The organism is Candidatus Kapaibacterium sp., assembly GCA_023957315.1.
In the GTDB taxonomy this organism is placed as follows: domain Bacteria; phylum Bacteroidota; class Ignavibacteria; order Kapaibacteriales; family UBA2268; genus PGYU01.
In genome coordinates this window covers 54,562-68,736 of the sequence record JAMLHE010000008.1, presented here as the reverse complement: position 1 = coordinate 68,736, position 14,175 = coordinate 54,562, and the positions used below count along the sequence as shown (strand labels likewise).

The following is a 14,175-nucleotide window of genomic DNA, read 5'->3' as shown; positions in this document are numbered from 1 at the left end:
TAAAAAAACTACACTAAAATCTACATTAAATCACTACTTTCGAAATATGCCTGCTCATTTCGGAGTTCCTCGAGCAACTTTGCATAAATAGGTGAGTTTTGGAGGATTTTCGCATTGCCAATAAAAATGAAATGTGATTTTGCTCTCGTCATTGCGACGTTGAGTTTGCGGTCGATTGGAATGTCATCAAAATATGATATGTTTGACATTGAAGTGAGCAATTGCTCGTAATTTGTAGCAGTTGACAGAATGATAAATTCGCGCTGGCTGCCTTGGTAGCGTTCTACTGTATCAACATTCACCGTGTCGCCGAACTCCTCAGTCAGATAACTTTTCACCAAGGAGCATTGTACTCGATACGGAGCGATTACACCAATCGTCTCATTATTGAAATGATGTTTGACAGCTTGCTTGATAGTTTGGCAAATATCCAACACCATCTTGGCTTCAATTTCGGACTCCTTGAACCCCAAGCCGTGCATACAATTTATGAATACGAATCTTTTTGTGGCAAGAATTCGCTCCATCGGATTGCTCGAATTGGCAGAGAAATGCTTGATTTTTTCCTTTTGGTTCAGCCCGAATATTTGCAAAGCATTATTGTAAAAAAGCATATTTGGGAAATTCTGAATATCCTCGTGCATACGAGCTTGAAAAATCAATGTGTCGAAGGCTTTCGCCCAATCATTCATTTTGCAAACGCGCAATAATCGGTCGAAAAGCGAGATTGACAAATTCGTCATGCAAATATCCGCAAGTAACTCATTTTCAATATGATAATATTGAGGCGATTGGCTGATAATTGCAGGAAGCTGTTTTTCATCGCCGATAAGTATGAATTTTTTGGCTCGAGTTAATAATCCTGCTAATTGGAATTCCGGAATTTGCGACGCTTCATCGGTAATTATTATATCAAAAGATTTCAACCCGAAAATCGAATCATTGCTCAAAGCCGAAGCCACAGTGGAAATATATACATTTGAGTCTATGACTTCCTTATATAGCTCTTTCAAGCTGATTTTATCCGCCAAATCTCCAACTAATCTGTTCGACTTTTTCTTAGATGCTTTCGAGCCTAAGCGCAAGAATTTAATATCCGGCTCGATTGATGAAATCACAGATTCGATTTCATCCACTGCACGATTTGTATATGCCAACACCAAAACGGATTTTTGCTCTACATTTGTGAAATAATCCACAAGTGCACGCAGCATATACGAGGTTTTACCTGTGCCCGGAGGTCCTTGAACAATGAAATAATTCTTAGCATTTATACATTTTACATATACTTCATTTTGCTTTGAATTAAGGTAAGTTATTTTCTCGATTTGTTTATCTTCAAATTCGGGTTCTCTAATTCCTAAAATAAAATCAGTGACTTTTTTATCAGAACTTAATAATTTATAAATTGAATTAAGATTTGATTTGTTTGTAGATTCGAGCCTGTCTGATGTTATTGCCCATTCAATATTTATATTCAGACTATTTCTGGGCAATGTTTTATTACGCAAAGAAATAATTAAAAAATCTATTCCTGTCGAAATTATCGAACCACGTAGCAATTGGTCTTTATGCGGCAGACATTCACCTGTCGGGTCAGAATGAAACAATACAACAATGTCGCCTTGCCTGAGAGAAGTATATTGCATGCTCCTTTTATCCACTTCAAAATACAAATGCAATTGTTGCGGATTGCTTAGTTGCAGATTTAACTTCATATCAGTCAACACATTACTGCTATAATTCAAATCAAATTTATTTAGTTTCCACAAATTAGAATATGACATAAATGAATCTGCGCCGTAAAAGCCAATTTTTCCGGTAATAATTTCACGATAAACAAATGAAATTTGCTCTCTAAACCATTCTCGCAATACCGGAGAGGCAATATTGTAAAATGCATAAAACCTCGATAAAAGTTCACTCGTGATATAATTAGTAATGCTTTCAGTCAACTCCGAATTGGAATCAATCAATTTGAAGCGTCTCGCTGCAAGTGCAAATTCAGCTCCGACAATATAATTACGATGCGAAATTATTAGGCGCTTATAATGAAATGTATTTGGCACATTTCGTATCGGATTATCCAAATCCTGAGCATACAAAATTGCCGAAACTCCAAAGCGTTCCTTATTTATTTCATCAATTAACAAATTATATCCCGTTACTTGGGCAAGGTGCTGCGCCCAAACTCCGCTCTGAATATACTTGCCGTCATCGCCCAGCATTGTAAGCTTTTGGCTTGGAGGTTTGCCGGATTTTAATTCGAGTATATTCACTTCCGAATAATCTTCAGATTTAATTTCCGCAATATCCAATCGCCCCTGCAGCCCATAAGTAGGAGATATGAACGAAGGTTCAACAATCGGGTCAACGTATTCAATTCTCGGTAATATTTCCAATAAATTATTAATTATTTTCCGAATCTGTTCTTTTAATTTGCCAAATTCATTTTTATTATTTTCAAAAAAGTCGAAAAAGGAGAGTGGGTCTTGCTTTAGTGCAATTTCAAAAAGCGAATCAAAATCAGCATTTGGCTCTTGGATAATTTCGTCAAATATTGTATTTACGATTTTCCCAATTTGCAGATGAATACTATTCGGAAAATCGGAGATTTTCTTGATGAAATTAACATAATAATCAGGTCCTGATGATTGGAAACTATTTGCAATTTCCGTTACATCTACCAAATAGTCAGGTTCCAACACTATAATCGAACGTGCGGCAGTTTCAAACTTAGTGTCAGACATTCGGTTTACGTCAATCGCATTAATATGACAACCCTTTGACATATATTTATAAATATCATTCCAAGGCTTATTGAATGTGATACTTACTTTTTCATCTTCATCAAGAAATTCAATAAGACAATAATCATCGTGTTTCTTTATTATTTTTACAATCAATAAATCAATCAAATCAACAATTGCAGACTTTTTGTATTTAAATGAATTAAAATATTTACCGTAATCAGTATTATCGAAATCAATTAATTCATTTGTATATATATAATTAATAATATCATTAACTAATGCTATGCAATTATTGACAGTTATATCAGTAATATCATGATTATGTGCATTTTTAGATATAATTATTAATTTATTAAAATAATTCTTTAAATCCGGCGGAAATTTGAATCGCTCATGAATGTATGAATTTATTGCATACGAACTTGGGAAGCTCTGACTGGCTAAATCAGCTATATCGCGATAGTAAGACTTTAGTATAGAAACTAATTTCTTTAATCGTTTAGCATGATTTGACTTTCCATCATCACCAATAGAATTAATTAATTCAAGGTATTTATCAGGCTGAATCATTGTTAATTGAAATCCGGTCTGATATCCTTGATATTTAATTGTGGTGTTTTATTTCCACTAAAATTCGAAAACTCTAAACTATAAACAATAGAAAATGATTTGTTATTATTGCACAAATTCACTTTTTTGGCTAAATTTATCCCAATCGCATCAATTGCAAAATTATTCTGAATCGCTCTAAAGCGGATATTGCTATTGCCAATGATTTTAATTCCATTTTGGGATTTGACACCATTTGAAACAAAAACCGGCTTGTAGTTGGCATATCCGTAAGGTGCAAAAATATTCAATGTGTCGAGAAAAGTGGGTGAGAGTTCGTTAAATTGCAATTCGGCATCAATCAAAATTTCCGGTGTCAACATTTCCGTCGTTATCTTCAATTTGGCTAAGTCGTCAAATCTTTTTCTAAACTCCGGCACATTTTCGATTTTCAGTGATAATCCGGCAGCATGTTTATGCCCCCCGAATTCGAGCAGCAAATCTTCGCAAATTTTGAGAGCAGTGTGAACATCAAAATCGTTGATGCTGCGGGCTGAACCCTTGGCAACTCCGTCAATATTTGTAAGCAAAATTGAAGGTAGATTGTATCTATCAACGAGTCTCGAAGCTACGATTCCAATCACTCCGGCGTGCCATTTATCGCCGTAAATCACCAATGAGTGCGGTGCAGTCGTTTTGATTAGCTCATCAGCAATCGGGATTGCTTCCTCAAAAGCATGCTGGTCAAACAATCTGCGTTTGCGATTCTCATCTTCGAGAATTTGTGCAATTCGGAACGCCACGTTTTCATCTTTTTGCATCATCATTTCAACCGAGCGCTTCGCATCGCCCAATCTTCCGGCTGCATTTATCAAAGGAGCAATGGCATAAACAATATTAGATGCCGTTATATGCCCCAATTTAAGCCCTGTACAATGAATTAAGCCCTTCAAGCCGGGTCGTGGGTTGCTATTGAGTAACTTCAAGCCATAGTGGACTAATATGCGGTTTTCGCCAAGTAGCGGAACCATATCCGCAGCAGATGAAATTGCTACGTAGTCAAGAAATTCAATCGCCTTAGAGCTAATGCCTAACTCGTGCGAAATTGCCTGAACGAGCTTGAATGCCACGCCACATGCAGAAAGCGATTTGAAAGGATAGGGGCAACCCGGCATCAATGGGTCCAGGATTGCTACTACTTTTGGTATATGCGGACCGGGCTCGTGGTGGTCGCAAATGATTGTATCAACATTTTTAGAGGTTGCGTATTCGATTTGTTCGTATGATGTAATCCCTACGTCAACAGTCAACAACAATGACGCACCACGGCTAATGCCGAGGTCAATACTCTTTTCTGATAGTCCGTACCCATCCTCGAATCGGTCGGGGATATAGTAATCCACACGCCCTCCGATTTCCGTAAGGAACTGACATACCATTGATGTACTCGCTGTACCGTCAACATCGTAATCTCCGTGAACCCAGATTAACTCTTGCCTTCTTATCGCCAGCAGTATCCTATCTACTGCCTTTTGCATATCCTCCATAATGAATGGATTATGCAATTCGTTCAACGATGGCTTAAAAAAACCTGCCGCATCATCTTGGTCAGTCAAACCACGTGATGCCAGCACCTCAGCCAAGCTTTTGGGTATTTTTAGAAATTTCGCTATTCTTTGTACAGTCTCTTCATCATTATTTTGTCTGATTGTCCACCGATAGTTCAACATAAAACCTATAACATTTATATAATTAATGCAAAATTATACATAATTTTGTAATTATCAAAATAAAGTGTGGAAAAAATTTCACAGTTTGTAAAAAAAAAGTAAAGTTGGACATGAAATTTGATGAAAATGAAGAGCTCTCGAAAAGCTCACCAATCAGGAAACATAAGGTTTCCAAGCGAAAGGAGTAGTTCGTGAATCCGGCGATTTGCCCGAAAATTCCGAACTTGGACTCGTTGTTGCGCAGTGCAAATACCGTCATCGTCGAATCGGATTTTGATGGCAAAGTCGAATATATTGATTGCAAAGTTTCAGGGAAAATTATCACGCCGCATTCTCAGTCAAATTTGGTCGCTGTGGGCGACAAAATTCAATTCTTACGGAGCAATTCCATCGCCGAAGACTCGGGCTTGGTAACCGGACGTATCGTGGCTGTTGAGCAACGAGAGACTTATTTCTCCCGAAAAGCAGCAGGGCGAGCCACCCGAGAACACGTTATAGCAGCCAATTGTGACAAATTGTTGATTCTTTCATCATTAGCCGACCCGATTTATAACCGAAGATTTATAGATAGAGTTTTACTCGCAGCCGAATTTGGCGATGTTCAACCCGCCATTTGTGTCAACAAGACGGATTTGTTCGACGACATCAGTGCTTTTGAAGAAGATTTTGAAGCATACCCCAAAATGGGAATTGAAGTTTTCTTTGTGAGCGCTCTAAACCAAGATGGCTTGAACGATATTATCGAGTTCACGAAAGACAGCACCACCTTACTATTCGGACCATCCGGAGTCGGGAAATCTACTTTGCTCAATGATTTGGTCGGTCAGGAAGTGCAAGAAGTAGCTGAAATCAGCGAGCGAACCGGCAAAGGTCAACACACAACAAGCGCCGTGCGAATGTTCAAACTTAGCGACACGACACGCCTGATAGATTCGCCCGGAGTTCGGGAATTTGCACTTTGGAACGTCAATAGGGAAGAGCTACCTCTATATTTTCGTGATTTCGTAAAATTCATGCACGATTGCAAATTCACGCCTTGTACACACATGCACGAGCCGGGTTGCGCAGTCCTTGCCGCTGTGGACCGTGGCGATATAGACGCAGAAAGATACCAAAGTTACATCAATTTAGTAGAATCAACAGACGAAATTAGTTTTTAATTTTTTGGCTTGGCAAAATTTTCATACTTTTGCATTGACAGTTTGGGAGAGGTGGCAGAGTGGTTGAATGTGGCGGTCTCGAAAACCGTTGTACGGGCAACTGTACCGAGGGTTCGAATCCCTCCCTCTCCGCTGAGTGAAATCATAAGCCCTTGTAATACATAATGTTACATGGGCTTGTTTTTTGTTTCCAACATATTACCAAAGCTACTTCACAATTTTTATAATCTGATTTTCTATGTGAGTTGGAGTTCGCAACTGCAAATAATATTGTCCGGTGCTGAGTAATTTTGTGTCTAAATTATAATATTGGATGCCACTTGGGGGAGAGCTTGTGCTGAACACAGTTGAAATCTTTTCGCCCATAGTGTTGTAAATTGATAGCTCAGTCATTCCGCTTTCAATTAATGAGACAACAATATCGAGATTATCATCTGCGGGATTTGGCGCTATGCTTAAAATTCCAGCTTTTGAATATGGATTTAACAGTCGCGTACCGCCTTCGTAGCAGACTCCCAATAATCTGAAATGTCCACTTTGGAGCGATATATCTGCATCGCCACCATTAGAAATAGGGTTGATTAACGTAATATCGCACGTTTCGGAATTCCCTAAACCTACGATGAATGCAACTTCTCCCAATACTTCACCGGCGGATTTATTTGCGGGTAAATCTTTAATTAATATTTTTGCGAGATTATTATTAATTATTTCCATATTTAAATCTTGCGGATAAAGCAGGGTCGGATTAAACTGCATCTCAACATCTATCGTATTTACTGAGGATAAACTCAAATCCACTTCAAAATCCAAAATTATTGGAATATTAATTAAATCTCCTGCATAAGCTTCAATTTCGATAGTTTTTAATTGTGCAGAAGCCATTCCCATAAACTTGCCTTCGCCAAATAATTGCACCACAGCCGGGCTGCCGACTCCATCATAATGAAATTCGAGAGTACCGCTTGTCCTGCCGGGTGAATTTGCTGTAAATCTCAAATCCATTAATGCTTCCTGCCCGGGCTGAAGTATGAAATTCCCACCACCACTAAGTGTCGAAAAATCAACAGCATTCGGGTAATTATGTTTAGTTTCTGTAATCATTATTGGATTTGTGCCAATATTTTTAATTGTAGCCGCTTGTATTGTGTCCTTAAATTGCCCTAAATCGACAATTCCAAAATCAATTATTTCAGCAATCGTTTCAAGCCTTGGCTCAACGCCTTCACCAATAATGTTTTGTACAATTGTCTCGGCTTGAGTTACAATTACGATTTCAGCTGAATGGAGACCGACTCTGTTTGGAACAAATCTGAACTCCCCAAAATAGCTATCATTTGGCTCAATTGTATATTGAGGAAATCCCGCTACGAGCGAAAAAGCCGAAGCATCTGCTCCTTGGATATAGATGGAATCCACTCTGAATTTCCAAGTGCCGACATTACTCACAAATTCGTTCACAACAGAATCTTTAGCAGTTCCGACTAATACTTTGAGCATATCAATATCTCTCGATGCTGCAATTGGCTCAACTATGGAAAAAACTGCATCAGAAACATCAGATTGCAATATAGTTCCATTACTCGCAAGTTTTATCACCCAAACGTCAGACCAGCCCTTATATTCTTTAATATCACCGTCTTTTGAATGTGTACTTCCTGCTATGATATATCTACCATCATTAGTTTCAGTTATGGATGCTGCACGATCACTTGAGCTTCCACCCCATGTCTTTTGCCATTCAATACTCCCGTCATTAATTAATTTTAATACCCATATATCTTCCCCACCTTTATTCTCAGTTAAATTACCGTCAACTGAGTTAGTAAATCCTGCTACTATGAAGCCCCCATCAATCGTCTCTTGAATAACCGTTGCCATATCGCTTTTTCTGCCACCATAAGTCTTTTGCCATTCAATACTTCCATCAATACTAAGTTTCAATACCCATATGTCCGAAGAACCCTTGTTCTCTTTTACATCACCGTCTGCGGAGTAAGTATATGCTGCAACTATAAAACCCCCTTCTCTTGACATTTGGATGGAATAAGTCCTTTCAATTCCACTACCTCCAAAAGTCTTTTGCCATTCAATCTCACCATCATTACTTAATTTTAAAACCCACAAGTCACTTTGACCCTTATTCACTAAAATATCGCCATCTTTGGATTCTGTTTCACCTGCAACTATATAACCACCATCACTAGTCTCCTGGATGGAATATGCCATCTCGTTTAGACTTCCCCCATATGTTTTTTGCCATTCGATATTTCCTTCAATATTTAATTTTAAAACCCACGCATCTGTTCCTCCTTTGTTCTCAGTAACATCTCCGTCAATAGATTCAGTAACACCTGCAACAATAAACCCACCATCATTAGTCTCCCGGATAGAATATACCCTCTCGCTTAAACTTCCCCCATACGTTTTTTGCCATTCGATATTTCCTTCAATATTTAATTTTAAAACCCACGCATCTGTTTCACCTTTGTTCTCAGTAATATCGGTGTTATTTGAATTCGTAGAACCTGCGACTATATAACCACCGTCTCTTGTTTCTTGAATAGAATTCGCTGTTTCAAAATAGCTACCACCATATGTTTTTTGCCATTCAATATTTCCATCAAACCGTATTTTTAATACCCAAACGTCTGCTTCACCATTGTTCTCAGATATATCGCCGTCATTTGATTGAGTCCACCCAGCTAAAACAAATCCACCATCACTCGTCTCTTGAATTTTTATTGCAATATCATTTTCACTTCCCCCGTATGTTCTTTGCCATTCAATTTTGGGAGTGGAGTTATTAGGATTTGCATCCCTTTGACTAACTCTTATCAAGCATTGACTACTTACAGGTCGGGGAATATTCGTCCAATTGTGACTCAATCCGCTTGCATTATTAGTAATTGTTTGCCAATTTTGTCCATTATCTGTACTGTATTCTAAAAGAACTTTGTCTGAAGGAGGAATACCCTCCCAAGTGATTATAGTATCACTCCCAACAATAAAGGCTTCGCTACCGTTAGGGTTTGTCAGTTTCAAAGTTTGAATTTTTGATTTTTTACCTCTATAACCACCACTTACATAATATGCTGTAGGACACACATCATTTTCAATCTCAAACCTACAGTAGTTATAACCACTGTCTGCAGGCAAATAACTAACAGTTAATTCTATACTCTGTCCTGAATTCAATACAAAATTGATAGGTTTAATAGTAAATGCTGCGTTGTTTCCTATAATATTTGTAACATTAAAATCAGCATTTCTTGCAGTTACTATTACTTTTTCTTCTACTAGAAAACTTATTTTAGGATTTAGAAACTTTACAAATGTCGGACTAAATTCTAATTTTCCAACAGCTGTATCAGGAATTTGGTAGCTCGCTGTAGCTTTTAATCCTAAATTCTTAAGTTGTAATTCTACAATTGTAACTTCTGGTATGCAAGATATTCCACTTTCCCATTCTATTTCACAAGGGGCTCCGCTTTGTGCTGCAAGTTGTAATTTCCTGGCAATTTCTTTTGCATCAACTGCTACGGTAACATTTTTATATAAAATACCATCTGTAAAATCAGCTAATTCTTGAAGGGATTTTTTTATACCATTTGAATTAGCTGCAAACCTTGTATTTGTAACTGCAAAAAAAGTAATATTATATTTGGAACATGTATCTTTACATTGCTGTAGCTCTTGTTGTGTGAGGGTATGCCACAGAGCATCAGTATATAATACTGCTACACGCTTATTTTTCCCGGTTTTCGCAACATTCAATAAACCCGTTTGTTCATTTAATAAATGTTCAACAAAATCCTTCCAATTACTGGCTTTTATTGGATCGATAGAAGATAAAATTTGGGATTTATTTGTTGAAAAATCGTGAATAATTTTTCCTTTATCATTACAAGTTAGTAAAGCAAATTCTGAGGGTGGCATTGCAATAGTATAACATAATTCTTTAGCAAATGTTTTCCCCAGTTCTATAGGAATGTCACTATCAGGGCTTGCTGCCATGGATACGGCATTATCTATACTCATAGCAATGGAAACCGTCTGTGGTAACTTTGATGTGGGACAACTAACAAAAGATACAGTCCTGTTTACACCATTTTCCAATAATTCAAAATCGGAAGCGGCAAGATTTAAAATCAATTTCCCTTCCGCATCAAAAGCATAGAACTTTGCACGGATTGTCGGAAAATTGGACGCATCCACATCAAAAATAGTTAGAGACTGCGAAAGCAATATCCCGGGGATGAAAAAGATTATGAGTAGTAAATATTTTTTCATTATTCTGACTCAAAAAAAATGCAAATTACAAAAAAAATTTGATTGAACAAAATAAACATAGAGAAATTTGACTTCCGAAGTCTTTAGGGTTACGGAATATTAGACTTCGGAAGTCTTAATACACAATATTTGTAAAATAAATTTGGAATAATCCTTAGCTTTTCTTAATTTAAACTTTATGTTTGGTGCAATTTATAATTTAATTTGATGGAACTAAGTTCTCGAGTATTCTTATGTTGCTAATGGAGTTATTTTTAAACTTTTAAGGGTAAATACAATGAGAGATGTGATGTTGATAGTGCATTTTATTGGCTTGGCTATGGGTATCGGGACAAGCTTTGCTTTTATGTTTCTGGGTATCGCAAGTGCCAAAATGGAAAAAAGCGAAGCTCTGAAATTCAGTATTAATTCGCTCGCTTTGAGCAGGATGGGACACATCGGCTTGGCGCTTTTGATTGTTTCCGGCGGCTATCTGATGACGCCATATTGGAGCGTGCTATCTACAATGCCCTTGCTGATGGCGAAATTAGGCTTTGTGCTTGTTTTAATCCTGCTAATCGTTATCTTATCGATGTATGCGAAAAAAGCCAAAAAAGGCGACGCCGAAACGTACTTGAATAAAATCGAACCACTTGGTAAGATTAGTTTATTAGTCGGCTTGACAATCATTGTTTTAGCTGTTTACGTATTTCATTAATTCGATTTTAATTTGCTGTTTGAATTTTTTTACTTAATTTACATCTTTATTGATTGCGTTGAATCAATATTTATTTTGTCATTTATTAAGGGTTTGATTATGTTGAGCAAAATTGCTACTCTTTTGATTTTCGTATTTGCATTCGTGAATTATACTTTCGCTACAGATATTAAGCAAATCAGCGAGGGCGAAAATCCGCGTTATTTAATAAAAGTCAAGCATGGCTTTACAAATTTGGGTGAAATCGAATTTGAATCTTTCCCGGAACTCGCCCCCAAACATAGTCACAATTTAGATAGCTTGGTTTCGATTAAATTTTATGACGGGACCGCTTTTCATAGGGTAATTCCAAATTTTATGATTCAAGGTGGCGACCCGAACTCAAAAAATAAATCTAAAGAAACTTGGGGAACGGGAGACCCTTCGCAAACTAAGGTTCCTGCTGAATTCAGCACAACGCAAAAGCATCTCAGAGGTACTCTGTCGGCTGCAAGGACGAACGACCCGAATAGTGCCACTTCTCAATTTTTCATTTGTGTAGTCCCAACTCCTTGGTTAGATGGGCAGTACTCGATTTACGGGCAAGTTTTAAGCGGAATGGATGTCGTGGATATGATTGTTAATGTGCCACGCGATGCTAAGGACAATCCTAAAGAAAAAGTTGAAATGACCATCGAACGATTGGCATCTTCCAATGTAACCGAAAATTTATATAATTCCGGCAATATCAAAATCTATCCAAATCCGACTTCGACTTCAATCGGTTTCCAATTGGAAAATTCAAATATTTTCGTAAAATCTGCGGTTATTTCCGACATTTCGGGTAAGCAATATTTTACGCAAGAATATGCTAATCCGACAATCATTTCCGAGCTTTCAATTCCGGTTGCAGATTTTTACAGCGGAGTTTATATCGTTACGCTGACTGATGGAAATGGTGCAGAATTTAAGCTGAGATTTGTGATTAATTAAGCATTAATAGCTAAAAGCAACTATACATTCACTCGTTTCATACAGAATCGCGTAAAATTCCTTATATTTGCCGTGTTAAAAATTATAATGGCAAATATGAGATATCAGTTTAAAATTCCGATCATCTTACTTATGATTTTCTTTGCGAGAAATGCATATTCGCAATGCGGTTGCAGTTCCGCAGGTTCAATGGGAGGGGCTACTCCTTTCAATTTAACCGATAACCGAGGCGTGTTGCAAAGTAAGAATCTTGAAATCAGCACATTCTATCGCTATTCCTATGCATCGCAATTTTACTACCAAGATAGTAAGATTGGGTTTGGCGACGAGGAAATCGTCAATTTTCATCTGCTAAATTTGTACTCGGCTTATGGTTTGACTCAGAATCTAACTTTAGAAGCCGATGCCGGGCATTTTTATTACACAACAAGAAATTTGTGCGATACCGTTTCGGGGAATAATTTCTCCAATCTCAATATTTCTGCAAAGTTGAATTTACTGAACCAAACGGAGCATTCAATCAACTTTACATTGGGTGTAGGAGGCAAAGTCCCACTGACAACAGATAAAATCGAATCAATCGGTTATAATATGCCCGTTACGGCAGGATATGGAGTTTTGCTCCAAATGTTTGTCGGCAAAAGCGTCCTATCAGGCGATTTGAGCATTATGAATTACTCTCGCTACGAAATTAACAGCTTAGATGCACAAGATTACGAGTTTGGAAATTCATTGACAAATTCAATTTACGTCAGTTTGCCGGTTACCAAGGATTTTATTTCTCATGTCGAACTTCGTAATTCATTCAGAAATTCGGATAACATCAATGATTCAACCTTGAACAATACGGGTTCTTATATGTTTATTGTATCTCCACAAATTAGTTACCACCACAAATCTTGGGCTTTTCGATTAGGAGGCGAAATTCCGATTTATAAGTACGTGAATGGCACTCAACTCACAAATAGCTTTACTTTGCATGCTAACATCTCAAAAACTTTTGATTTCACTCCGCGAGATGAAATTTACGAAGAATACCTCAAGTACAAGGACGATTTCGAGAGCTACGACGATTTCAAGAAGCAATTTGGGCTTTGAGACCGATTTCTCAATCCGCAAATGAGCCTTTTTTCGTAATTTTGTAATGATTATTAATGATGAAAATTAAAAAATGATAAAAATTGAAGATTGGGGATTGATTGGATACATGGAAGCTTGGGAGCGTCAAAAGCAACTCGTAGCCAAGATTCAATCGGGTGAAGAAAGCAGTACATTTGTCGTTTGCGAGCACCCGACTGTGATTACAGCCGGTAGGGCAACCAAAGAGGGCAATATTAATGTGTCTGTAGATTTTCTCAAAAGCTTAGGTGTGGACGTTATTCAAAACGACCGTGGGGGAGACGTTACTTTGCATAATCCCGGACAATTAGTTGGCTATCCGATATTCGACCTGAAGCAATACAAGCAAGATTTGCACTGGTTCTTGCGTGAAATCGAAGATTGTATCATCCAAACAATTGCTTCCTATGGCATAGTCGGCGATAGGGTAGAAGGGCTTACAGGTGTGTGGCTCGAATCAAAACGTAAGATATGTGCGATTGGTATGCACTGCTCGCGCTGGGTCACCTCTCACGGCTTTGCTTTGAATGTCAAAAACAACCTGAACGAATTTTTCTACATCATTCCTTGCGGAATAACTGACAAAGAAGTCACCTCGATTTCTAAGGAAATTGGCACGGAAGTTGACTTTGATGAAGTGAAAAATAAATGTATTGAGATTTTTAAGAGCAAATTTTAAGTTTTTTTTGATTTATTTGAAAAAATAATTGTGATTGTGAGAAAAATTTCTTATTTTTGAATCCGCTTATAAATGAATGAGCGTGCAAGCGAAAGTAGCTCAGTTGGTAGAGCACAACCTTGCCAAGGTTGGGGTCGCGAGTTCGAGTCTCGTCTTTCGCTCGACAACGCAAGTTGTCACTTCCTCTTTATGCTGCATGCCTTGCTGTCAGTTCCCCCCGATA

General features: G+C 37.7%; 8 protein-coding genes, 2 tRNA genes and 1 pseudogene. 8 read left to right on the top strand and 3 right to left on the bottom strand.

Going from position 1 to position 14,175, the window contains the following annotated elements; genetic code table 11:
* Positions 1-20: 20 nt before the first annotated feature.
* Both M9949_09820 and recJ read right to left on the bottom strand, forming a co-directional pair.
* Entirely contained in the window at positions 21-3,323 is a 3,303-nt protein-coding gene (locus tag M9949_09820; GenBank protein ID MCO5251700.1) for an AAA domain-containing protein, read from the bottom strand.
* 2 nt (positions 3,324-3,325) lie between these two features.
* Complete coding sequence (recJ, locus tag M9949_09815; protein MCO5251699.1) at positions 3,326-5,032, bottom strand: single-stranded-DNA-specific exonuclease RecJ; 1,707 nt, start codon at positions 5,030-5,032, stop codon at positions 3,326-3,328.
* A gap of 191 nt (positions 5,033-5,223) precedes the next feature.
* On the opposite strand from recJ, the gene rsgA reads away from it, so the two are divergent.
* Together rsgA and M9949_09805 are read left to right on the top strand one after the other, a co-directional pair.
* A complete protein-coding gene (rsgA, locus tag M9949_09810) occupies positions 5,224-6,192 on the top strand; it encodes a ribosome small subunit-dependent GTPase A (protein MCO5251698.1) in 969 nt (322 codons plus the stop codon).
* A gap of 45 nt (positions 6,193-6,237) precedes the next feature.
* Positions 6,238-6,324: transfer RNA gene (locus tag M9949_09805), tRNA-Ser, on the top strand.
* A 75-nt stretch (positions 6,325-6,399) separates the two neighbouring features.
* Here M9949_09805 and M9949_09800 read toward each other — a convergent pair.
* Entirely contained in the window at positions 6,400-10,485 is a 4,086-nt protein-coding gene (locus tag M9949_09800; GenBank protein MCO5251697.1) for a choice-of-anchor D domain-containing protein, read from the bottom strand.
* 277 nt (positions 10,486-10,762) lie between these two features.
* Between M9949_09800 and M9949_09795 the strand changes: the two genes are divergently transcribed.
* From M9949_09795 to M9949_09770, 6 genes and pseudogenes are all read left to right on the top strand, one after another.
* On the top strand, positions 10,763-11,182 hold the full coding sequence (locus tag M9949_09795) for a hypothetical protein (GenBank protein ID MCO5251696.1): 420 nt from the start codon (positions 10,763-10,765) through the stop codon (positions 11,180-11,182).
* 207 nt (positions 11,183-11,389) lie between these two features.
* A pseudogene (locus M9949_09790) lies at positions 11,390-11,857 on the top strand (peptidylprolyl isomerase).
* A complete protein-coding gene (locus tag M9949_09785) occupies positions 11,849-12,154 on the top strand; it encodes a T9SS type A sorting domain-containing protein (GenBank protein ID MCO5251695.1) in 306 nt (101 codons plus the stop codon). Before M9949_09790 ends, M9949_09785 begins: the two are co-directional and overlap by 9 nt.
* A gap of 96 nt (positions 12,155-12,250) precedes the next feature.
* Positions 12,251-13,252 carry a hypothetical protein gene (locus tag M9949_09780; GenBank protein ID MCO5251694.1) on the top strand — a complete coding sequence of 334 codons (1,002 nt, stop codon included), beginning with the start codon at positions 12,251-12,253 and terminating at the stop codon, positions 13,250-13,252.
* A gap of 73 nt (positions 13,253-13,325) precedes the next feature.
* The gene (lipB, locus tag M9949_09775) at positions 13,326-13,952 is read left to right on the top strand and encodes a lipoyl(octanoyl) transferase LipB (protein ID MCO5251693.1); all 627 of its coding nucleotides are present in this window, start codon (positions 13,326-13,328) and stop codon (positions 13,950-13,952) included.
* Positions 13,953-14,040: 88 nt separating this feature from the next.
* Positions 14,041-14,113, top strand: a tRNA-Gly gene (locus tag M9949_09770).
* Positions 14,114-14,175 lie beyond the last annotated feature (62 nt).

Bases quoted from the DNA above. Each gene is read 5' to 3' on its own strand.
- M9949_09800 (MCO5251697.1), bottom strand. From the start codon at position 10,485: ATGAAAAAATATTTACTACTCATAATCTTTTTCATCCCCGGGATATTG.
- M9949_09780 (MCO5251694.1), top strand. From the start codon at position 12,251: ATGAGATATCAGTTTAAAATTCCGATCATCTTACTTATGATTTTCTTT.
- M9949_09795 (MCO5251696.1), top strand. From the start codon at position 10,763: ATGAGAGATGTGATGTTGATAGTGCATTTTATTGGCTTGGCTATGGGT.
- lipB (MCO5251693.1), top strand. From the start codon at position 13,326: ATGATAAAAATTGAAGATTGGGGATTGATTGGATACATGGAAGCTTGG.
- M9949_09785 (MCO5251695.1), top strand. From the start codon at position 11,849: ATGACCATCGAACGATTGGCATCTTCCAATGTAACCGAAAATTTATAT.
- M9949_09820 (MCO5251700.1), bottom strand. From the start codon at position 3,323: ATGATTCAGCCTGATAAATACCTTGAATTAATTAATTCTATTGGTGAT.
- recJ (MCO5251699.1), bottom strand. From the start codon at position 5,032: ATGTTGAACTATCGGTGGACAATCAGACAAAATAATGATGAAGAGACT.